Here is a 21,383-nt window from a genome sequence, read left to right on the forward strand (position 1 = left end):
GGCGCCGCCTCCACCGCGCGGTCGGCGTCCGATCGGTGCGGCCGGGCATGCGCGCCGCGTCCACGGGTAGTCGGCCCGGCGTCGGCTCGGTGCTGCGTGCGGGGGGTGGGAATGCGGGTATTGCGGCTGTGCTCGGTTTTCGAGGTGCCGCCGGGCGTGCTGGAGGGGCGGGGGCGCCGGTTCGATCCCGTCGGGGGGATGCAGAACCACACCGCCCGGTTGAGCGAGGAGCTCGACCGGTTGGGGGTGGCGCAGACGGTTCTGACGACCCGGCCGCCCGGCGCGCCGACGCGGGAGCCGCTGGGGAGCCGCGGGCAGGTGGTGCGCCTGGGCCTTCCCGTGCCGTGGGCGCGGCAGATGTACAGCCTGCCGGCGGCCGGACGGGTGCACCGACTGGCCGCGGACGCCGATCTCGTCCACGCCCACCTGGGAGAGGACATCGCCGTGGTCCCGCTGGCCCTGCTCGCGGTCAGCCGGCGCCGACTGCCGCTCGTCCTGACCGTGCACTGCAGCGTGCTGCACACGGTCACCGCCGACGGGCCGCGTTCAGCGATGCTGAAACTGCTCGGCGGCCGGATGGAGGCCCTGGGGCTGGCGCGCGCCGACGCCGTCATCGTCCTCACCCCGCGCACCCGGCGGCTGGTCCGCGGCCTGGGAGTGGCGCGGGAGAAGGTGTCCGTCATCTCCTCCGGGGTGGCCGAACCCGCGTTCGCCGGCGGGACCTCCGGGCCCGATCCGCTGGCGGGCGTGCCGCGGCCGCGCGTCCTGTTCCTGGGGCGGCTGCACCGCCAGAAGGGCGTCGACGTCCTGCTGCGGGCCTTTTCCCGCATCGCCGACCAGGGCGCCCACCTCGTCGTGGTCGGGGACGGGCCCGAGGCGGCGGGCCTGCGTGCACTCGCCGACCGGCTCGGCGTGGCCGCGCGAGTGCACTGGCGCGGTTTCGTCCCGCACGAGCAGGTCCCGCCGATACTGGCGGCGGTCGACGCGCTGGCGCTGCCTTCGCGCTACGAGGAGCTGGGGACGGTGCTGGTCGAGGCGCTGCGGGCGGGAGTGCCGGTGGTCGCGGCCGACACCGGCGGCATCCCCGATGTCATCGAGGACGGGGTCACCGGCCTGCTGGTGCCCGCGGAGGCTCCCGAACCCCTCGCCCGCGCGCTGTCCGGGCTGCTGGGGGACCGCGATCTCGCGGCCCGGCTGGCCGCAGCGGGCCGGGCGCGGGCGGCGCGCTACCGGTGGGACCGGCTCGCCCGGCAGGTCCTCTCCCTCTACGCCGACCTCGTCCTGCCCGCCCGGGTGGAGCCGGTATGAGGGCGGTGTTCGTGGTGGACAGCGACGCCTTCGGCGGAGCCGAGGTCCACACCTCGCACCTGCTGCGCCGGCTGCCCCCGGGGATCCGGCGCGGCCTCGTCGTCTCCGAGCCGGTCGCCCCGGCGTTCCGCTCGGTGCCGCACGTGGCGGAGCGCGTCGCCGTGCCCCTCGCCCGCCACCGCGACAGCGCCCCGGAGGTGGCCGCGGCGCTGGCCCGGCTGGAACCGGACGTGGTGCACGTCAACCTCGTCGATCCGGCGAGCAACGCCGCGTGCCTGGCCGCGGCCCTTGACACCGCGCCGACGGTCGCCACCCTGCACCTCACCGGGCACCCCGGACCCGACCCATCGGGCCTGTCCGCCCTGTACGGCGGGCTCGACCGGGCGGTGGCGCCTTCGGCGCCCATCGCGGCCCAGCTCTGCGAGCTCGGGGTCCGCCCGGAGCGCGTGGTGCGGGTCCGCAACGGCGTGGACCTGCCCGCCGAGGCCGCGCGGCCGCCGGGGAGGACGCCGCTGCTGATCGGCGCCGTGGGGCGGCTCACCGAGCAGAAGGGCTTCGACGTGCTGCTGGGGGCCGTGCGCCGACTGGTCCGCGGCGGCCGCCCGCTCGCCGTGGTCGTCGCGGGGGAGGGCCGGGACCGGGCGCGGCTGGAGCGGCAGGCGCCGGGGCTGCCGGTGACCTTCATCGGGCACTGCGCGGACGTGCCCGCGCTGCTGCGCCGCCTGGACGTGTTCTGCCTGCCGTCCCGCCGCGAGGCGCTGTCGCTGGCGCTGCTGGAGGCGATGGCGCACGGCCTGCCCTGCGTCACCACCGCGGTGGGCGACGTCGGCCCGGAAGTGGGGGAGGACGCCCTGGTGGTCGAGCCGGAGGACGAGGTGGGACTGGCCGCGGCGCTGGACCGGCTGCTCGGCGATCCGGCGCTGCGCCGCGCGCTGGGCGAGCGCGCGCGGCGCAGGGCCCTGGCGTCGTTCTCCGCCCAGCGCATGGCCGACGACTACGCCGGCGTCATCGCCTCCGCCGGCGCCGGTCACCCGATGAGGGCTTCGACGTGACCGACGACGTCGTCCACCGACACCCGCGAGGCGCAGCGGAAGTCGATGGGGCAGGTGAGGTGCCGGCACGGGCTGCATCCGACGTCGCTGCGGGCGACGCGGTGCCGGGGACCGGGATGGGCCCAGCGCACCGGATCGCCGGAGAGGAAGACCGTCACGCTCGGCGCGCCGACGGCCGCGGCCAGGTGCGCGGCCCCGGTGTCGTTGCCCACCAGCAGCCGCGCGCCCCGGAGCAGCAGGGCGTAGCCGCCCAGCGTCGTCCGCCCGGCCAGGTCGGTGGCTGGTTCGCGCATCTCCCCGGCGACCGCGGCGGTGAGCCCCCGCTCGGCCGGGACCCCGCCGAGCACCACGCGCAGACCTCGCCGGGCGAGGGCGTCGGCGACCCGCGCGAAGCGGTCGGCGGGCCAGCGCCGGCTGGCGCAGGTGGCCCCCGGGTGGACGACCGCGTAGCCGCCGGGCCGCAGACCGTGGCGCCCGCACAGGCCGCGGTACTCGCGGTGGTCGGCGGGGGTGGAGGGGAACTCCAGCGCGTCGGCGCCGGCGGCGGCCGGGACGCCCAGGCGCCGCACCAGCCGCAGGTGCCGCCAGACCTCGTGGGCCTCCCGGGGGTAGGCCAGCCCCAGCGCCGGGTCCGGCGGGCGCCAGCCGGCCACCGCGAACCCGGCGACCAGGCGCGCCCCCATCCGTTCGGTCACCTCGCCCGCCACCGGGTTGTCGCCGTAGGACTGGACGGCCAGATCGAACCCGCGCTCGGCGGCCCGCCGCCAGAACCCCGGCAGCTCCTCCGCGCGGGGCGGGCGCTCGGGGATCCCCGGATGGCCGGGGAACGGCAGCAGTTCGTCCACGCAGGCGCGCATACGCCGCACGACCGGCGCCATCTCGGCCCAGGTGACCAGCGTGATCCGCAGATCAGGGCGGGCCCGGCGCACCGCCCGCAGAGCGGGGGCGCCGCACAGCAGGTCGCCGAGACCGACGCGCAACCGTACGAACGCGACGCCGCGGACATCGGGGTCCATGAGAGCCGAGGCCATGATGGCGACCGGCTACCCCGGGTCAGCGTTGTCATGCCGACCTTCGAGCAGTCGGCCTTCCTCCCGCGGGCCGTCGCCGGCCTGCTCGCCCAGGACGTGCCGGACTGGGAGCTCATCGTGGTCGACGACGGATCCACCGACGGCACGCCCGATGCGCTGCGCCCGTTCCTGCGCGACCCCCGGGTGCGCTGCCACCGCTCGGCGGTCAACCGCGGCCTCGGCGCCGCGGCCAACATCGGACTGGACATGGCGCGCGCACCGCTGATCGCCTACCTGCCCTCCGACGACGTCTACGACCGCACCCACCTCGCCGTCCTGCTGGAGCCGTTCGACGACGACGGGGTCGTGCTCGCCTGGTCGGGAACGCGGCACGGCGACGCGGCGGAGTTCCTCGACGGACCGTGCGGCGGACCGCTCCAGCTCGTCCAGGTGATGCACCGCCGGACCCCGGACCGCTGGGTGGAGCGCTCGGAACTGGAGAGCGACGACCTCGACCGGCTGCTGTGGTCGGCGCTGCGCCGGCGCGGGAGGGCCGTCGGCACCGGCCGGGTCACCTGCACCTGGACCGACCACCCCGACCAGCGGCACAAGGCGATCCGCGAACGCCACGACGGCGGCCTGAACGTGTTCCGGCGGCGCTACCGGATCGCCGACCCGCTCCGCTTCCACACCAGCGACGGCACCCGGATCGACGAGCGGCGCCTGTACGACCGGTTCCGGCGCAGGCCGCATCCGGCGGCCCCGGACGGGCTGCGGATCCTGCTCGTCGGGGAACTGTCCTACCAGCCCGAACGCGTGCTGGCCCTCGCCGAGCGGGGGCACCGGCTGCACGGACTGTGGACGCCCGACGGCCTCGGCGTCGACACCGTGGGCCCGCTGCCGTTCGGGCACGTCGCCGATGTGCCGGCGGCGGACTGGCCGGAGGCGGTCCGCGAGCTGCGGCCCGACGTCGTCTACGCCCAGCTCGGCTGGCGGGCCGTGCCCTTCGCCCACGAGGTCATGCGGCGCTCCCGCGGCGTGCCCTTCGTCTGGCACTTCAAGGAGTCCCCGCAGCGCAGCATCGCGCGCGGCGAGTGGCGCCTGCTGGCCGACCTGTGCACCCGGGCCGACGCCCTGGTCCTGTCCACCCCGGAGGAGCGGGAGTGGTTCGAGCTGGCGCTGCCCGGCCGCATCGATCCGGCCCGCACGCTGGTGATCGACGGCAGCCTGCCCAAGGCCGACTGGCTGCGGGGCCGCCGCGCCGAGCGGCTGGCCGAACGCGACGGCGCCCCGCACACCGCCGTGCTGGGGCGTCCGCTCGGTTTCGGCACCGACTTCCTCGCCGAGCTCACCGCCCTCGGGATCCACGTCCACCTGCACGGACTCGTCGACGGCCCCGGCCCGCAGGGGCGATGGCGCGACTGGCTGGGCGACGCGCTGCACCGGTGCGCGGGCCGACTGCACGTCCACCCGCCCGTCGACCAGCGGGACTGGGTGCGGGTGCTGTCCCGCTACGACGCCGGATGGCTGCACCGCTTCACCAGCCGCAACAACGGCGACCTGCGCGCGGCAGGCTGGGACGACCTCAACCACCCGGCCCGCGTCGGCACCCTGCTCGCCGCCGGGCTGCCGCTGCTCCAGGTGCGCAACCCCGGCTGCACCGTGGCGATGGAGCGCTTCGTCACCCGGCACCGGGTCGGCCTGCTCTACGACGGGCCCGCCGACCTCGCCGCCCGGCTGCACGACGACGGCTCGATGTCGGAGCTGCGCGCTTCGATCTGGCCCCGCAGGCACGAGTTCACCTTCGACCACCGCGTCGACGAACTGATCGCGCTGTTCCGGCGCCTGAGGGAGGAGGGCGCCACCGATGACCGGTGACCGCCTGGTGATCATCGGCGCCGGCCCCACCGGTCTGGGGGCGGCGCACCGGCTGCGCGAACTCGGCTGCGACGCGTGGGTGCTGCTGGAGGCCTCCGACGGCGTCGGAGGGCTCGCGCGGTCCTACCTCGATGAGGCCGGATTCACCTACGACATCGGCGGCCACGTCATCTTCAGCCACTATCCCTACGTCGACCGGCTGCTGGACGGGCTGCTCGGCGACGACCACACCACGATCCGGCGCTCGGCGTGGATCCGGATGCGGCAGCGCCACATCCCCTACCCCTTCCAGAACCACTTCGGCGGGCTGGACGCCCCCACCGTCTACGAGTGCCTGCGCGGCCTGGTCGGCGCGCACGTCAACGCGGCCGGATCACCGCCCAGACCCCGCCACTTCGCCGACTGGATCGACGCCACCTTCGGCGACGGCATCGCCCGGCACTTCATGCGGCCCTACAACGCCAAGGTGTGGGCCACCCCCCTCCACGAGATGGCCTACCAGTGGATCGGCGAACGCGTCTCCGTCGTCGACGTCGACGCGGCCCTGCGCCACGTCGTGCTCGGCGACGGCGACCTGGACTGGGGGCCCAACAGCACCTTCCGCTACCCCGCCCGCGAGGGGACCGGGTACCTCTACACCAGGCTCGCCCGCCCGCTGACCGCGCAGATCAGACTGCACAGCCCCGTCGTGCGCGTCGAACCGGAGCGGCGCGTCGTCCACACCGCCGACGGCGCCGCGCGCCGCTACGGCCTCCTGCTCAGCACCATGCCGATGGACGACCTGGTGCGGTGCTGCGACGGCGCTCCGCCGCACGTGCGCGCAGCGGCCCGGCGGCTCGCGGCCACCGGCACCCACGTGGTCGGAGTGGGCCTGGACCGCCCGGTCCCCTCCGAACGCACCTGGGTCTACTACCCCGAGCCCGACGTGCCCTTCCACCGGGTGACGCTGCTGTCGAACTACTCCCCGCGGATGACCGCCCGCCCGGACCAGTCCCTGCTCCTGGCCGAGCTCTCGGTCTCCCGCCACCGGCCGGTCGACGCGGGCGCGGTGGTCGCCTCCGTACTCCGGGGCATGGAACGCGTCGGCCTGCTCCGAGCCGGCGAGCGCCCCGCCACCACGTGGCACTGCCTGCGGGAGAAGAGTCACCCGGTGCCGACGCTGGACCGCGACGCCGCGCTCGCGGCCATCGAGCCGTGGCTGGCCGGGCACGGCATCAGCTCACGGGGGCGCATGGGGGCCTGGCGTTACGAGATCGGAAACATGGACCACGCCCTCATGCAGGGCGCGCAGTGGGCGGAGCGCGCACTGACCGGCGGACGGGAGGACGTGTGGGAACGGAACTGAGTCTGGGCGGCAGGCGCCACGACGTGACCGCACACCCCCTCGTCATGGGGATCCTGAACCGGACCAGGGACTCCTTCTACGACGGCGGGCGCCACTTCCGCCTCGACGCCCTGCTGCGCCGCGCCGAGTCCATGGTGGGCGACGGCGCCGACATCCTGGACGTGGGCGCCCGACCGGGCGGCGTGGGCGTCCGCGACGTCCCCCTCCTCGAGGAGTGCGACCTCGTCGTCGAAACGGTCACCGCCCTGCGGGAGCGGTTCGACGCGCCGGTCTCGGTCGACACCACGCGCGCCGCGGTCGCCGAGGCGGCGTTCGCGCACGGAGCGGTGCTGGGCAACGACATGAGCGGCTTCGGCGATCCCGGCTACCTGCCGGCGGCCGCGCGGCACGGCGCATCCGTGGTCGCCACCCACACCCGGCTTCCGCCCGGGATCCCCGACCCGGACCCGGTCTACGGCGACGTCGTCGGCGACGTCGCCGCGCACCTGCGCCACCTCGCACAACGGTGCTGGGACGCCGGCCTGCCGGCCCACCGGGTGATCCTCGACCCGGGCCTGGACCTGGGCAAGACCTGGCGGCAGTCGCTGCGGCTGCTCGCCGCGATCGGGCGGTTCGCCCGGCCGGGCCACCCCGTGCTGCTGGCCGCCTCCAACAAGATATTCCTGGGGCGGCTGCTCGGCCTGGACACAGGGGAGCGCGGCGCCGCGTCGACGGCCGCGGTCGCCGTCGGCGTGCTGCGCGGCGCCGGCGTCATCCGCGCCCATGACGTCCGCGCCGCCCGGCACGCGGCCGACCTGTGCGCGGCGGTGCTCGCCGCCGACGCGCGACCGGAGGCCTGGAACCGCTGACGGCCGGACGTGCGAGGGCCCCCGGTGGTTCGGCGCCGACGCCGGTGATCCGAACCGATCCGGAGGCCCCCGCCTGCTTCCGGGGGCGCCGGCCGCGCGGCCCGCGCACCCCGCCGCCGGTGCCGCTAGGCGGCGCCGACGTTGACGTCGATGCAGGCGTAGAACGCGTTGGCGGTGTCGGCGATGTTCCACACCGCGAGGATCTTCTGCTCACCGCTCAGCCCGCCGAGGTCGACCCTGTGGGTCAGCGAGGAGGGCGGCTGCGCACCGTGGTCGTCGAAGACCGCGAGCCGCCGGCCGCCGGCGAAGTACTCCCAGGTGCTCGTGGAGTGCCGGGCGGTGATCGTCCAGGTGAAGTCCACCGAGTTGCCCACGGGGGTGACCTGCCAGCCCTTGCTGTCGTCGTCGAGCTCGGCGAACCGGCTGTTGCCGCCGCTGCAACTGGTCAGGCCCTTGGGGCCCTCGACGCTCTGCGGTTCCCACTTGATGCTGCCGCAGGAGACCGTTCCGGCCGCGCACTGCGCCTGGCGGCTGGCCGGGGAGGACACGTAGCCGTGGGCGTTGGCCGTTCCCGCGGGCATCAGCACGAAGAGGAGCGGGGTCACGGCGGTGACGGCGGCGGCGGAGAGGAACTTCCTTTTCAGGTTCATTGCAGGCCCTTCTCGTATCGGACCGCGATCCCCGGATCCGGGGGCGCCGGGTCGGCCCGGTGCCCGGAGGGGGCGGGGAGGCGCGGCGGTGGGGAGATGAGGGCTGTGCGGAACCCTCGGGATGGGAGTGCGCCCGCACTGCTACGCCGTGCGTGCGACCTCGTCGGCGACGTGTGTGGAGTGCGCCGCCTCCCTTGGTTTCGGTTCACGTGCGAACAGGGCGATGGGCATTCCTCCCGTGGCGGCGGGCGACGCTGGGGGCGCCGGAGGCGCCGTCCCGGGCCACTCGGCGTTCGCGCCCGCCAATTGGTCCAGACCGTAATTCGGTGTCCACGTTCGGTCAAGGGGCTGTCACCTTCCGTGCGCCCGCCGCCCGCTGCCGCGGGGCCGCGGCGCCGGAGCGTCCCGGCGGCGCCCGGTATCGTCCAGGGGAGGATCACCGGATTCCCCGGACCTGCGCCGCCGACACCCCCGGCCGCCGACCGGTCCACCCGGGCGCGCCCGGGGCCGCGCCCGCCGTTTCCCGCGCGATGCGCCGCGGGTGACACTTCCCTTACCTCCGCGCCACATCCACCGCCGCCCGCTGCCGCGGGGAGCCGGCCGCTCGACCGTTCATGAGTGCATCACCGCAGGCGAGAGCCTTGTAGTTCGCATCGGCGTGAAGCCGCGACCGATGCGGGAAGGGGGAACGGGAGCCCGCCGCCGCAGGGCGGCCGGTCGATGAGGACGGAGGCGGTTGTGCCCAGTGTCGCGAGCCGGTTGTTGAGGATGACGGCGTCCGTGATCGGCGCCCAGGTCGAGTATCGCGACCCCGACGTCGTGCGCCGCAAGGTCGAGGCCAAGCAGGTGCGGCCCACCTCCTACGGGCCGCCCCGGCGCCTGGAGCGCACCTGCGCCGTCGACCTGGACTACCGGCGCGGGTGGCCCTGCTACCGGGTGGCGCCCCGGACCGGCGCCCCCGGCCCCGACGTGCTCTTCGTCCACGGCGGCGCCTACATCGAGGAGATCAGCGCCATGCACTGGCGGCTGATCGAGCGACTGGCGACCGCGCTGTCGGCGCGGGTGACCGTGCCGGTCTACCCGCTCGCGCCCCGGGGGTGCGCGGGAAGCGTCGCGCCCGAGGTCACCGGGCTCGCCAGGGAGCTGCTGGAGCGCGCATCGGGCGACGTGGTGCTCATGGGCGACTCGGCGGGCGGCGGCATGGTCCTGGCCGCGGCGCAGCGCCTGCGCGACGAGGGCGGCGACCAGCCCGACCGCCTCATCCTGATCTCGCCCTGGCTGGACGTGACGATGAGGAACCCGGCGATCCCCGAGGTGGAGCCGCGCGACCCCGAGCTGTCCAGCCCGGCGCTGCGGTTCGCCGGCGGGCTGTGGGCGCACGACCTCGATCCGGACGATCCCGTGGTCAGCCCGATCAACGGCACCATGGCCGGGCTCCCGCCCACCACGGTCTTCATCGGCACCCACGACGTGCTCAACCCCGACGCGCACCGGTTCCGCGCCCTCGCCGAGGGGGACGGCGTCCCGGTGGACTTCCACGAGGCCCCCGGCCAGATCCACGTCTACCCGCTGTACCGGATCCCGGAGGGCCGGCGTGCGCGCGACCGGATCATCACCGCGATCCGCCGCTCGACCCCCTGACCCCGCCACCCGCACCCGCCCACCGGGCCGGACGGCGACCCGCCATCGGGACGGCGTGCCCCGATGCAGGGCGGAGGGGCCTCCCGGAGTTCCTCGTGGACCAGGGGCTCCGGGCGGGGTCAGCGGCGCGGGCGGCCGGCCCGGCCCTCCGTCCAGACGGGTTCACCGGCCCCGAACTCACCGCCGCCTACGCGCTGGCCGACTACGTCATCGGTTCGGCCACGATGCAGGTCCCGGCCCTCGGCAACGACGAGCGGCAGGAGCGGCGGGCCTCCGACCCTCAGGTCACAGCAGGGCGCCGAGGCGCTGGGCCGCGTCGACGACCGTCGTGCCGAGCGCCTCCTCGTCGGAGACCTCGAACAGGGACAGGCCGATGCTGATGGGCCGCGCGCCCCGCCTGTCGGGCACCGGTGCCGAGATGCCCGTGATGGAGGACGCGATCTCGCCGTAGGAGACGGCGAACCCCCGCTCGCGCGCCCGCGCCACCTCGGCGCGCTCGTTCGGGACCGGCGGCTGCGCCGCCAGGATGGCCAGCCCGGCGGAACCTCGGTCGATCGGGTCGACCTGCCCGGCGTGGAACGAGACGTGCATCCGGGCGTGCCGCGGTTCGACGATCATCATCATCCGCACCTGCGCCTCGTCCTCCCGCACCACCAGATGCGCGGTGGCCCGGGTGGCGTCGGTGAGTCCTTCGAGGACCGGGCGGGCGAGGGCGCGCAGGTCCTGCTCGACGGGTTCGGCGAGGCGGACCAGGCCGTTGCCCAGCGAGATCCGCTTGAAGGAGTCCCGGTGACACAGGCGGTGCGCCTCAAGGGTGCGGACCAGCCGGTGGGCCACGGTCCGGTGCACCCCGATGCCGTCGGCGATCTCGGTGAGGGAGAGGCCCTGAGGGTGGCGGACGAGCAGCTCCAGGATCTGCAGCCCGTTGTCCAGCGTCTTCGACAGTCCGGAGTCGCGCGGACGGGTGTCGTCGCCGGGGCCGGCGGAGGGGGGTTCAGGCATGTCACTCCTCTTGACGCGTGCGCTCGATCACTTTACTGTTTTCGTTAAGCGCACATTACGTGCGATTATCGCACATACACGAGGGGTTTGCCACCCCGGTCACCGAACGAAGTCACGTCTTCTCGTGGAGGTCCCTTCCGTGTCAGGTGTTTGCGAGCGAGCGCTCGACGCCGAGGCGCTCGCCGGCATCCAGCAGCTCTACGCCGCGCAGAGCCACTGGATCGACGGCGGCCGCGCGCGCGAGTGGGCGCGGACGTTCACCGAGGACGGGGAGTTCCACTCGCCGAGCTACCCCGAGCCGGTGGTCGGCACCGCGGAGCTGACCGCCTTCGCCGAGCGGTTCCACGCCGACGCCCGGGCCGCGGGGGAGATCCGGCGCCACGTCGTGACCAACGTCCACGCCGAGCCGGCCGCCGCCGAGCACGCCGCCACCGTCCGCGCCTACCTGCAGATCGTCAGCACCCCCGCGGGCGGCGAGCCCCGGCTGGTGCGGCTGACCACCCTGACCGACGACGTGGTCCGCTCACCCGGCGGCTGGCGGGTGCGCCGCCGCGTCGTGCGGCGCGACGACGAACCCGGCTGAGCGCGCCCCTCCCTCGGCACCCCCCGAGGCCAGCGCACACAGACGACCCGCGGCCCCGCGCGGCCGCCGACCGACCGACGGAGAACATATGACGAGCGAGCCCGATCCCACCGGCCCCGGACGCGTCCTGCACCGCCCGATGACCGCCGTCTACCCCGAGCTTCCGGGCCGGACCGCCGTGATCACCGGCGCCGCCCGGGGCATGGGCGCCCGGTTCGCGGCCGGCCTCGCCGCCCGCGGGGTCGACGTGGTCGGCGGCGACATCGACGCCGAGCAGATGGCAGCCACCGCCGAGGAGGTCGGCGCCGAGGCCCGCGCGACCGCGCTCGGCGACCGCCCCGGACGGGTGCTCGCCCGCCGCCTCGACGTCACCAGACCCGAGGAGCACGAGGCGCTGGCGCGGGACGCGCTGGAGGAGTTCGGCGGGATCGACTTCTGGATCAACAACGCGGGGATCTTCCCCTCCGCCGCGGCGGAGGAGATCTCCGCCGAGCAGATCGGCGCGACCCTGTCGGTCAACGTCGAGGGCGTGCTGTTCGGGGCCCAGGCCGCGGCCCGCCACATGCGGCCGGGCGGCGCGATCGTCAACATGTCGTCGGTGTCGGCCTGGGACGCCGCACGGGTCCTGGAGGAGGCCGACGCCGGCCGCACGCTGCGCGCCGTTACCCTGGAGCGACTCGCCGAGGCGATGGGCGTTCCCGCGGACGCCCTGATCGCGACGGTGGACCGGTGGAACGCGCAGGTGCCCGAGGGCGCCGACCCCGACTTCCTGCGCCACCGCACACTGGCGAACAAGGGCTCGCAGCACCATCCCGACCCGATCGACAAGGCGCCGTTCTACGCGGTGCGGATCCTGCCCGCCGAACTCGTCTGCACCCACGCCGGCCTGGAGATCAACGCCGACGCGGCCGTGCTCGACGACCGGGGGGCCGTGGTCCCCGGACTGTTCGCCGCGGGCGAGGCCGGGGCCGGCGTGCTCGGGCTCCGCTACGTGGGCGGCGGCAACGCCGCCGCCCACGTAGCGGAGCCCGAGACCTTCCTCGGCCAGCTCCGTGTGCTCAAGGACGGGCGGGTCCTCTACCTCGCGGTCGCCAACCTGTTCGCCGCGTGCGGGCTGTACGGGTTCACGTTCTTCCTGCCGCAGATCGTGCAGCAGATGGACCCGTCGTACTCCGCGACCAACATCGGCTTCCTCGGCGCGATCCCGTTCCTGGTCGGTGCGGTGGGCATGCTGCTGGTCGCCCGCAACTCCGACCGCACCGGCGAGCGCAGGTTCCACGTGATCGCCCTGATGCTGCTGGCGGCGGCGGGCCTGTTCGGCACCATCCAGTTCCGGACCGACCCGGTGATCGCGCTGGCCTGCCTGTCGATGGTGGGGATCGGCGTCCTCGGCTACATGGCGCCGTACTGGGCGCTGGCCTCGCGCCTGCTGTCCAGGGAGCACACGGCCGTCGGTCTGGCGGCGATCAACTCGATCGCCGCGCTCGGCGGCTTCTTCGGCCCATACGTGATCGGTGTCAACGCCACGGCGGACGACGTCTCGGTGGGCCTGTACTTCCCGATCGGCTGCCTGGTCGTCTGCGCGGTCATGCTGGCGTTCCTCAAGGTGCCGCGTGCGGACCGCCCCGCCGCTGAGGCGGGCGCCCAGGCGCCGACCGCCCCGGCCGCGAAGTAGCGGGGAGGCCCCGCGGCCTTTCCCGCCGGATATAGTCCACGTATTGACTATCTCCGGTGCGGGGGCCGCGGGCCTGCTGCGGATAGGCTGAGGCTCATGGGCGAAGACGGCGGGCGGGAGCCGGGGGACGAGCTCTTCCCGGCACCGGGCGACCTGGACTTCTGGTCCTTCGTCGACCTCGCCAAGCGGAGGCTGGCAGCCGAGTACGGCTTCGAGCACCCGCTGGCCACCGAGGTGCTGCTGACCCTCAACCGGGCCTCCGACATCGTCACCTACGACCTGGCCTCCACGGTGCACCGCCCGCGCGGTCGCTCCTGGTCGGGCTTCCGGCTGCTGTTCGTCACCTGGCTGGTGGGGCCGCTGGAGCAGAAGAACGCGGCCGATCTGACCGGAATGAGCCGGGCGGCGGTCTCCAACCTGACCAAGACGCTGATCGCCGACGGCCTGCTGGACCGCGCGCCCTCGGCGGAGGACGGCCGGTCGGTGCGGCTGTCGCTGACCGAGCGCGGCCGGCGGGAGATGGTTGACGTCTTCCGCGTCCACAACGAGCGCGAGCACGGGTGGACCAGCGTGCTCACCGAGGCCGAGCAGCGCATCCTGATCATGCTGCTGGACAAGCTGATCACCAACCGCGACCAGTTCGACGTCCGCGGCCGCACCTGAGCGCGTGGCGCGCGCTGCGTGCGGAGCGCTGCGCGCAGCGGCCCCTCCTCTTCCTCCCCGCCCCTGCGCGTCCGGAGGCGTCCGCGCCGCAGCGGCGGCGGGCGTCCGCGATCTCGGGGGCAACCCTGTCCAAAAAGTAGTCAATGTGTTAACTATGTGGGGAGGGCGTTCGGTCGCCCGCGGCACCCACAGCGCCGCGGGTCCGGCGTCCGCACGACCGCGGCCGCGGTCCCCACCGACGTTCAAGGAGGCGAGCCATGGCGTACTACCGCCGGGTGGGCGACGTCCCGCCGAAGCGCCACACCCAGCACCCCGGCGACGACGGCCGGCTCTACTACGAGGAGCTGATGGGCGAGGAGGGCTTCTCGTCGGACTCCTCGCTGCTGTACCACCGCAACATCCCGTCGGCGATCGTGGACTCCGGCGTCTGGGAGCCGCCGAACCAGGACACCGTCCCCAACCACCCGCTGCGGCCGCGCCACCTGAAGCTGCACGACCTCTTCCCCGAGGGCGGCGCGGCAGGGACCGACGCCGTCACCGGGCGCCGGCTGGTCCTCGGCAACGCCGACGTCCGCATCTCCTACGTGGTGGCCGGCGCGCAGTCCCCGCTGTACCGCAACGCCGTGGGCGACGAGATCGTCTACGTCGAGTCCGGCGAGGCGACGGTGGAGACGGTGTTCGGCACGCTCAGGGCCACGGCCGGCGACTACGTGCTCATCCCGACCTCCACCACCCACCGCTGGCTGCCCGCCGGCGACGGGCCGCTGCGCGCCTACGCCATCGAGGCCGGCAGCCACATCGCCCCGCCCAGGCGCTACCTGTCCCGCTACGGCCAGCTCCTGGAGAACGCGCCGTTCTGCGAGCGGGACCTGCACGGCCCCGACGAGGTGCTGCTCGCCGAGGGCACCGACGTCGAGGTGCTGGTCAAGCACCGCGGGTCCCGCGGCATCGTGGGCACCCGCATGGTCTACCCGCACCACCCGTTCGACGTGGTCGGCTGGGACGGCTGCCTGTACCCGTTCACCTTCAGCATCCACGACTACGAGCCCATCACCGGCCGCATCCACCAGCCGCCGCCCGCGCACCAGGTCTTCGAGGGGCACAACTTCGTGGTGTGCAACTTCGTCCCGCGCAAGGTCGACTACCACCCGCTGTCCATCCCGGTGCCCTACTACCACTCCAACGTCGACTCCGACGAGATCATGTTCTACTGCGGCGGCGACTACGAGGCCCGCAAGGGCTCGGGCATCGGCCAGGGGTCGGTCTCGGTGCACCCCGGCGGGCACGCCCACGGCCCGCAGCCCGGCGCCTACGAGCGCAGCGTCGGCGTGGAGTTCTTCGACGAGCTCGCCGTCATGGTGGACACCTTCCGCCCGCTCGAACTCGGTGAAGGCGCCCTGGCCTGCGAGGACGACAACTACGCCTGGACCTGGGCCGGAAAGGGGCCGCGGAAGTGACAGCACCGGTTTCGCTGCCCGCCTTCGCCAGGCGGCTGTGCGACGACGCCGCGGTCTTCCCGCCCGGGCTGGCGCCGCTGGCCGACGCCGTTCCCGCGCACGCGCACCACGCCGCCTCGGCCCACGCCGGCCTGGTCGGGCCGCTCGTGGTGGCCGCGGCGGGGCTCGACGAACTGGCGCGGCTCCTGCCCGCCCCCGACGGCGACCGCCTGGACCTCGCCGTCACGGTCCCCTCCGGCCCCGGGCACGTCGGCGCCGCGCTCGCCGCGGTCGAGGCGCTGCCGGTGCACCTGCGCGCCCTGGAGGTCGCGGTGCCCGACGGGACGGACGCGCCGGAGCTGCTGGCCGCGCTGGACCGGGCCTGCTCCGGCGCCGCGGCGCAACGGGCGGAGGTCTTCGTCGAGGTGCCGCGGGACGACCGCCGCGCACAGATCATCGCGGCGCTGCCCTCGACCCGCTACCGCGCGAAGTTGCGCACCGGGGGCGTGCGCGCCGAGCTGTACCCCGACGAGGCCGAGCTCGCCGCGGCGATCGCGGCCGTAGTCGGCGCCGGGGTGCCGTTCAAGGCCACCGCGGGCCTGCACCACGCCGTCCGCAACACCGACCCGGAGACGGGCTTCGAACAGCACGGCTTCCTCAACGTGCTGCTCGCCGCCGACGCCGCCCTGCGCGGCGCGGACGCGGCCGAACTGGCGGGCGTGCTCGCCGAGCGGGACGCGGCGGCGGTGGCCGCCCGCGTCGCCGGACTGGACGAGGCCCGCGCCGCGGCGGCCCGCGCGGCCTTCGCGTCCTTCGGCACCTGCAGCATCAGTGACCCGCTCACCGAACTGGTCGGCCTGGGGCTGCTCCCGGCCTCGGTGGCGACCGCGAACGGAGGAACCCCGTGACGACGTTGACCATCCCCGACGGCTCGCTGTTCGGGCTCGACAACCTGCCCTACGGCGTGTTCTCCACACCGGGCGCCGCGCCGCGCGTCGGCGTCCGGGTCGGCGACTCCGTCGTGGACCTGGCGCGGGCGCTCGGCGACGACGTCTTCGCCCGGCCGACGCTCAACCCGTTCATGGAGCAGGGGCACCGGCGCTGGACGGCGGTGCGCGAGCAGATCACCGAACTGGTGTCGGGCGACGTCCCCGACGGCGCGGTCCACCCGGTCGGCGCGGTGACGCTGCACCTGCCGTTCCGGGTCGGCGACTACGTCGACTTCTACGCCTCCGAGCACCACGCCGCCAACCTCGGCCGGCTGTTCCGCCCCGACGCGGCGCCGCTCATGCCCAACTGGAAGCACCTGCCGGTCGGCTACCACGGCCGCGGCGGCACGGTCGTGGTGTCGGGGACCGACATCGTGCGGCCCTGCGGGCAGCGCAAGGCGCCCGGCGAGGCCGCGCCGACCTTCGGGCCCTCCCGGCGCCTCGACATCGAGGCCGAGATGGGGTTCGTCGTCGGCACCGGTTCCGAGCAGGGCAGCCCAGTCTCCTGCGACGACTTCGCCGAGCGGGTGTTCGGTGCGGTCATCGTCAACGACTGGTCGGCGCGCGACATCCAGTCCTGGGAGTACGTGCCGCTGGGCCCGTTCCTCGGCAAGAGCTTCGCGACATCGGTCTCGCCGTGGGTCGTGCCGCTGCTCGCGCTCGAGGCCGCCCGCGTCGACACGCCGGTCCAGGATCCGCGGCCGCTGCCCTACCTGCGGGAGAGCCGGGCCTGGGGGCTGGACGTCGACATGGCCGTGGAGTGGAACGGCCAGGAGGTCAGCCGGCCGCCGTACCGGGAGATGTACTGGTCGCCGGCGCAGATGCTGGCGCACATGACCGTCAACGGCGCCTCGACGCGTGCCGGGGACCTCTACGCCTCGGGCACCGTCTCCGGGCCGGAGAAGGGGCAGCGCGGCGCGTTCATCGAACTGACCTGGGGCGGCGGGGAGCCGGTCGGCGTCAACGGCGAGGAGCGCACCTTCCTGCGGGACGGCGACGAGGTCGCGATCTCCGCCACCGCGCCGGGAACCGCGGGCGGGCGCATCGGATTCGGCGAGGTCCGCGGCCGTGTCCTGCCCGCGACGGGGGCCGGCGAGTGAGCGGCAGGGTCATCGCCACGGGAGCCGACCCGGCCGTCTGACCGGCCCGGCCCCGCCGCCCCGTCCCCGAACCCTCCGGACGGTTCGGGGACGGGGCGGTCATCGGGTGCCGCGCGCGATGTGGCGGTGGGCCGTCTCCGCGGTGAAACCGCATCGGCGCAGTCGCCGCGCACACTCCTCGGCGACGGCCACGGAGCGGTGCCGGCCGTCCTGGCAGCACACGAACACGTTCACCGGGTCGTCCGGCGGGGCGGAGTACGGCAGCAGCGCCAGTGCCCGGCCGACGACGCGCTCGACGATCTCCTCGGCGCCGGGGGTGGCCAGGACGTGCCGGCGCACCTGCGGGTCCAGCCCGGTCAGCTCGCGCATCGCCGGGTCGGCCTGCGGATTGTGCAGGGCCTCGGACAGGTCGACCAGCAGACCGCTGCCGTGCGGCGGGTCGCCGTGCACGCGCCCGAAGGAGGTGAAGGCGAAGTCGGGCACGGGGCTCCTCTCACCGGGTCCTGCAGAAGTCGCGGTCGGCCTGAGCCGCCTCCTTCCCGTCGACTTCGACCTTATCGACGTTGAAACCGTGGTTTCAGGGTCCACACGGTCAAGACCGGCGAAAGTACGCCCGCCGCCGCGCCTCCGCCAGGTGGCGGGGAGGGGACGGGAACTCCCGCCGCATGGCGGTGGTGCCGCGTCGGCCTGGACCCAAGGATGAGTCGTAGGTCACGCTCGTGTGGCCGCGACACCAGGAGGCTTTGATGACGACAGCCGCGCATCCGCCGTTCGATGCGGAGCTCAGCGCCGCCCTGCAGGCCATGGTGATGGCCGGCCAGGCCCCCGGCACGCTCACGCCCGACCTGATCCCCGCGCTGCGGGAGCGCAACGCACTCCAGCGGCCCGGCGACGAGGAGCTGCGCCGGGGCGGGCGCATCGAGATCGAGGAGCGCGGCATCCCCGGTCCCGAGAGCGCCCCCGACCTGTCGGTGCTGATCTGCCGCCCGGCCGGCGCCGCGACCCCGGCCCCCGGGGTCTACAACATCCACGGCGGCGGCATGATCATGGGCGACAACCGCACCGCGATCACCGCCCTGCTGGACTGGGTGGAGCAGCTCGGCGTGATCGTCGTGTCGGTGGAGTACCGGCTCGCCCCCGAACACCCGCATCCCGCCCCCGTTGAGGACTGCTACGCCGGACTGCTGTGGACCGCCGCGAACGCCGCCGAGGTGGGCATCGACCCGCAGCGGCTGCTGATCGCCGGGGCGAGCGCGGGCGGCGGGCTGGCGGCGGCCGTCGCGCTCATGGCCCGCGACCGCGGCGGCCCGGCCCTGCTGGGCCAGATGCTGATCTGCCCCATGCTCGACGACCGCAACGAGACGCCCTCCAGCCACGAGCTCGACGGCGAAGGCGTCTGGGACCGCACCTCCAACCTCACCGGCTGGGGCGCGCTGCTCGGCGAGCAGCGCGGCGGACCCGACGTCTCCCCCTACGCCGCGCCGGCGCGCGCGGACGACCTGTCCGGTCTCCCGCCGGCGTTCGTCGACGTCGGCTCGGTCGAGACCTTCCGCGACGAGGACGTCGCCTACGCCACCCGCATCTGGCAGGCCGGCGGATCGGCCGAGCTGCACGTCTGGCCCGGCGGCTTCCACGGCTTCGACCTGATGCTCCCGCAGGCCGCCCTCTCCCAGGCGGCCCAGGCGGCGCGCGTCCAGTGGATCCGGCGGCTGCTGGGCTCCTACTGAGGCTGCGGAAGTCGGGGACCGGCAGGCGGCTGCGTCTCCTCCGGCGGCGATCTCGACTTTGGGTTTCAACCTCGACCCCAGGGGGGCTTCAACCCCAACCCCGGGATGGAGTGGGCGCGCGGGTGGGTCCCTTCCACCTTGACTCCAGGGGGTTGTGAAGGCCCGCCCCAGGAGGGGTGGCGTGCGGGTGGGCGATTCTCTCGCGTGGCCGAAGGCCCGTGGACGCGAAATCGCCCTCCCGCGCGCGAAGCGCACGCCGACACCATGGGCACAGACCGACACCGCGGTTTCGGCCCGGAGCCCGAGGTGGCGGCGTGCGTTCAGTCTTTGGGCCGGGGTTCAAACTCCTGTGGCCGGTGTTTCACGCCCTCGGTGGCCGGCCCGGTCGCCCACGGCGGCCCGCCGCCGTGGGCGCTCGCCGAAACCCCGGTCGCGCCCTGGCACCCACGGTGGCGGCGTGGGCGGCGCGGCGCCGGGGCGATCCCTTGATGGGCCTCCGGCCGCGCGAGAGGATCGCCCGGTCACCGCGGATCCCTCCTTGGGCTGAGGCTTCACGACCCCCGATGGCCGAGGTTGAAACTCACGGTCGAGAACGGTCGAGAAGCGTCGGCGGGAAGGGGATGGGGCGGAAGAGGATCCGACCCGACCACGACCACGTCCTGCGGCCGATCTGGACAACCGCTCCGGTCAGGAGCAGGATCGCCGCCATGCAGGAACTCGCCGCCCGCCTGGCCGCGCTGGACCCCGACGCCGGCGCGGCCGTCCAGGTGATCGCCTACTTCGACACCCTGCTCGACGAGCACGCGGGACTGGAGTCCTTCGTGCGCGGCGCCGCCGTGCTGACGGGGTGCTCCGCGCGTCTGGCCGATCCCGAGCGGCGCGTCCACGTCCGGGTCGAGCCCGATGGCCGCCGACTGGACTCCGCCGCGCCGCCCGATCCGGTCTGGCCGTCGACCGCGCTGCACCACCCCGGGGGCGAGGCCCGCGTCTGGATCGAGCGCGCCGCCGGCCCGCGCCCCCTCGACGAGATCGTGCTCGAACGCCTGGCCGCCGGTGCGCGCGTCGTCCTCGACCGCACCCGCGGCCGCCTCTTCCCCGATGACGACCCCGCCTCCGTCGAAGTGCTGCTCGACGCCGAGGCCTCCGGCGACATCCGGCTGCGGGCCGCCCGCCGCCTGGGCCTGGACCCGGCCGCAGCGCGGGTGCGGGCGCTCGCCGTGCTCACCGACGGCGCCGCGCCGCTGCCCGGCGCCGCCCGGATCGGCGGGGCCCAGGCCCTCGTGGAGCACCTCGGCCGTCCCCGGCCCGCCCCGCCGGGGCGCGTCGGGATCGGTCCCGCCGTCCCCGTCGAGGAGCTGCCCGGATCGTGGGCGGCGGCGCACCTCGCACTGCGCTTCACCGCCGCGGGCACGGCCGTCGATCCGGGGCCGCGCACCGTCGAGGCGGACCGGCTCGGCGGGCTCGCCGTCCTCGCCGAGGGGGTCGACCGGGGCGCTCCCGTGGTCCCCGACGTCCATCGGCTGGACCGGGCCTCCGATGCCGCGCCGTGGATGCTGGTCACCCTGGACGCGGTCGCCACCCACGCCAGCCTGCGCGCCGCCGCCACCGCCCTGCACGTGCACCATTCGACCCTGCGGGAGCGGATGCGCCAGGCCGAGGCCAGGCTCGGCTGGAACGCGGTCGAGCCCGCCGGCCGGCTGCGCCTCCAGCTCGCGCTCGCCCTGCGGCGCCTGCACAGGACGGACTTCTGAACCGCCTCGGCGGGCGCACTCCGCCCACCGGCCGCGGCATCGAAGAGAGGGGAGGGGCGTCACTGCTCGGTGAGCGCGAGCCTGGCGCCGAGGGCGACGAACGCGCCCGCGAAGACGCGGCGCATCCAGGTCAGCACCTGAGGGCGCGAGATGACGCGGGTGCGGATCACGGCGGCGAACCTGCCGTAGCCGACGAAGACGACGAACGTGAGCAGCATGAAGACGGCGCTCAACTCGACCATGTGAAGGAGCGCGTTCGGCTCGCCGGCGCCCACGAACTGCGGCAGGAACGCGAAGAAGAAGATCGTGAGCTTCGGATTGAGGATGTTGATCAGGACGGCGGAGACGATCACCCGCACCGCCGAACGCGGAGCGGTGTCCTCCCGCACCGCGAGCGCGCCCTCGTCCCGCAGCGTGCTCCACGCCATGTAGAGGAGGTAGGCCACCCCCAGGTACTTGAGGACCTGGAACGCCGGTGCGCTCGTGTGCAGCAGCGCCGCGAGTCCCGTGATCGCCGCCACCACGTGCGGGACGGTGCCCAGCGTGCACCCGGCCGCGGCGACGACGCTCGCGCGGGCGCCGCGCGAGAGGCCGGCCGCCATCGTGTAGAGGACGCCGGTGCCGGGTGTGGCGACGACGATGAGCGATGTCAGCAGGAACTCGATGGTCACGGCGGTCCTCCGGGCGCGGCGGTGGTACGGGCGGCGACACCGGGAGTGCCCCGC

The 21,383-nt window shown here is 74.6% G+C and carries 19 protein-coding genes; 14 read left to right on the plus strand and 5 right to left on the minus strand.

What is annotated here, in order from left to right; all coding sequences use genetic code 11:
* Nucleotides 1-111: 111 nt before the first annotated feature.
* Together HDA32_RS10695 and HDA32_RS10700 are read left to right on the plus strand one after the other, a co-directional pair.
* Complete coding sequence (locus HDA32_RS10695) at nucleotides 112-1,308, plus strand: glycosyltransferase family 4 protein (protein ID WP_179643046.1); 1,197 nt, start codon at nucleotides 112-114, stop codon at nucleotides 1,306-1,308.
* On the plus strand, nucleotides 1,305-2,360 hold the full coding sequence (locus HDA32_RS10700) for a glycosyltransferase family 4 protein (RefSeq protein ID WP_179643047.1): 1,056 nt from the start codon (nucleotides 1,305-1,307) through the stop codon (nucleotides 2,358-2,360). The genes HDA32_RS10695 and HDA32_RS10700 overlap by 4 nt, the downstream gene beginning before the upstream one ends.
* On the opposite strand, the gene HDA32_RS10705 is transcribed toward HDA32_RS10700, so the two are convergent.
* A complete protein-coding gene (locus HDA32_RS10705; RefSeq protein ID WP_179643048.1) occupies nucleotides 2,336-3,391 on the minus strand; it encodes a glycosyltransferase family 9 protein in 1,056 nt (351 codons plus the stop codon). The genes HDA32_RS10700 and HDA32_RS10705 overlap by 25 nt on opposite strands.
* Nucleotides 3,392-3,424: 33 nt before the next feature.
* Here HDA32_RS10705 and HDA32_RS10710 point away from each other — a divergent pair, with 33 nt between their 5' ends.
* Genes HDA32_RS10710 through folP form a run of 3 tightly spaced genes read left to right on the plus strand, consistent with a single transcriptional unit; the run spans nucleotide 3,425 to nucleotide 7,441 of the window.
* On the plus strand, nucleotides 3,425-5,248 hold the full coding sequence (locus tag HDA32_RS10710; RefSeq protein WP_179643049.1) for a glycosyltransferase: 1,824 nt from the start codon (nucleotides 3,425-3,427) through the stop codon (nucleotides 5,246-5,248).
* Nucleotides 5,238-6,593 (plus strand): protoporphyrinogen/coproporphyrinogen oxidase, encoded by a 1,356-nt coding sequence (locus tag HDA32_RS10715; RefSeq protein ID WP_179643050.1) that lies wholly within the window; start codon nucleotides 5,238-5,240, stop codon nucleotides 6,591-6,593. The genes HDA32_RS10710 and HDA32_RS10715 overlap by 11 nt, the downstream gene beginning before the upstream one ends.
* Nucleotides 6,578-7,441, plus strand: coding sequence for a dihydropteroate synthase (gene folP / locus HDA32_RS10720; RefSeq protein ID WP_179643051.1), 864 nt, complete (start codon nucleotides 6,578-6,580; stop codon nucleotides 7,439-7,441). The genes HDA32_RS10715 and folP overlap by 16 nt, the downstream gene beginning before the upstream one ends.
* A gap of 125 nt (nucleotides 7,442-7,566) precedes the next feature.
* On the opposite strand, the gene HDA32_RS10725 is transcribed toward folP, so the two are convergent.
* On the minus strand, nucleotides 7,567-8,091 hold the full coding sequence (locus HDA32_RS10725; RefSeq protein ID WP_179643052.1) for a lytic polysaccharide monooxygenase auxiliary activity family 9 protein: 525 nt from the start codon (nucleotides 8,089-8,091) through the stop codon (nucleotides 7,567-7,569).
* 768 nt (nucleotides 8,092-8,859) lie between these two features.
* On the opposite strand from HDA32_RS10725, the gene HDA32_RS10730 reads away from it, so the two are divergent.
* Nucleotides 8,860-9,732: an alpha/beta hydrolase fold domain-containing protein gene (locus HDA32_RS10730; RefSeq protein WP_179643053.1), complete on the plus strand. Its 873-nt coding sequence runs from the start codon at nucleotides 8,860-8,862 to the stop codon at nucleotides 9,730-9,732.
* A 285-nt stretch (nucleotides 9,733-10,017) separates the two neighbouring features.
* On the opposite strand, the gene HDA32_RS10735 is transcribed toward HDA32_RS10730, so the two are convergent.
* Nucleotides 10,018-10,734, minus strand: coding sequence for an IclR family transcriptional regulator (locus tag HDA32_RS10735; RefSeq protein ID WP_179643054.1), 717 nt, complete (start codon nucleotides 10,732-10,734; stop codon nucleotides 10,018-10,020).
* A gap of 139 nt (nucleotides 10,735-10,873) precedes the next feature.
* On the opposite strand from HDA32_RS10735, the gene HDA32_RS10740 reads away from it, so the two are divergent.
* The 6 genes from HDA32_RS10740 (at nucleotide 10,874) to fahA (ending at nucleotide 17,180) form a co-directional block, all read left to right on the plus strand.
* Nucleotides 10,874-11,317, plus strand: coding sequence for a nuclear transport factor 2 family protein (locus HDA32_RS10740; protein WP_312863129.1), 444 nt, complete (start codon nucleotides 10,874-10,876; stop codon nucleotides 11,315-11,317).
* Between the two features lie 88 nt (nucleotides 11,318-11,405).
* Nucleotides 11,406-12,992, plus strand: a complete 1,587-nt coding sequence (locus HDA32_RS30180; protein WP_218882399.1) for an MFS transporter — start codon at nucleotides 11,406-11,408, stop codon at nucleotides 12,990-12,992.
* A 96-nt stretch (nucleotides 12,993-13,088) separates the two neighbouring features.
* A complete protein-coding gene (locus HDA32_RS10755; protein ID WP_179643056.1) occupies nucleotides 13,089-13,655 on the plus strand; it encodes a MarR family winged helix-turn-helix transcriptional regulator in 567 nt (188 codons plus the stop codon).
* Between the two features lie 257 nt (nucleotides 13,656-13,912).
* Nucleotides 13,913-15,112, plus strand: coding sequence for a homogentisate 1,2-dioxygenase (locus HDA32_RS10760; protein ID WP_179643057.1), 1,200 nt, complete (start codon nucleotides 13,913-13,915; stop codon nucleotides 15,110-15,112).
* Complete coding sequence (locus HDA32_RS10765; RefSeq protein WP_179643058.1) at nucleotides 15,109-15,999, plus strand: hypothetical protein; 891 nt, start codon at nucleotides 15,109-15,111, stop codon at nucleotides 15,997-15,999. Before HDA32_RS10760 ends, HDA32_RS10765 begins: the two co-directional genes overlap by 4 nt.
* Entirely contained in the window at nucleotides 15,996-17,180 is a 1,185-nt protein-coding gene (fahA, locus tag HDA32_RS10770) for a fumarylacetoacetase (protein WP_179643059.1), read from the plus strand. The genes HDA32_RS10765 and fahA overlap by 4 nt, the downstream gene beginning before the upstream one ends.
* A gap of 99 nt (nucleotides 17,181-17,279) precedes the next feature.
* Here the strand turns inward: fahA and HDA32_RS10775 are convergent, their stop codons facing one another.
* Nucleotides 17,280-17,663 (minus strand): RapZ C-terminal domain-containing protein, encoded by a 384-nt coding sequence (locus HDA32_RS10775; RefSeq protein ID WP_179643060.1) that lies wholly within the window; start codon nucleotides 17,661-17,663, stop codon nucleotides 17,280-17,282.
* A gap of 263 nt (nucleotides 17,664-17,926) precedes the next feature.
* Here HDA32_RS10775 and HDA32_RS10780 point away from each other — a divergent pair, with 263 nt between their 5' ends.
* Nucleotides 17,927-18,907 carry an alpha/beta hydrolase gene (locus tag HDA32_RS10780; protein ID WP_179643061.1) on the plus strand — a complete coding sequence of 327 codons (981 nt, stop codon included), beginning with the start codon at nucleotides 17,927-17,929 and terminating at the stop codon, nucleotides 18,905-18,907.
* Between the two features lie 707 nt (nucleotides 18,908-19,614).
* Nucleotides 19,615-20,658 carry a helix-turn-helix domain-containing protein gene (locus HDA32_RS10785; RefSeq protein ID WP_179643062.1) on the plus strand — a complete coding sequence of 348 codons (1,044 nt, stop codon included), beginning with the start codon at nucleotides 19,615-19,617 and terminating at the stop codon, nucleotides 20,656-20,658.
* Nucleotides 20,659-20,717: 59 nt separating this feature from the next.
* On the opposite strand, the gene HDA32_RS10790 is transcribed toward HDA32_RS10785, so the two are convergent.
* On the minus strand, nucleotides 20,718-21,329 hold the full coding sequence (locus HDA32_RS10790; protein WP_179643063.1) for a LysE family translocator: 612 nt from the start codon (nucleotides 21,327-21,329) through the stop codon (nucleotides 20,718-20,720).
* Between the last annotated feature and the right edge of the window lie 54 nt (nucleotides 21,330-21,383).

The organism is Spinactinospora alkalitolerans, assembly GCF_013408795.1.
Classification (GTDB): domain Bacteria; phylum Actinomycetota; class Actinomycetes; order Streptosporangiales; family Streptosporangiaceae; genus Spinactinospora; species Spinactinospora alkalitolerans.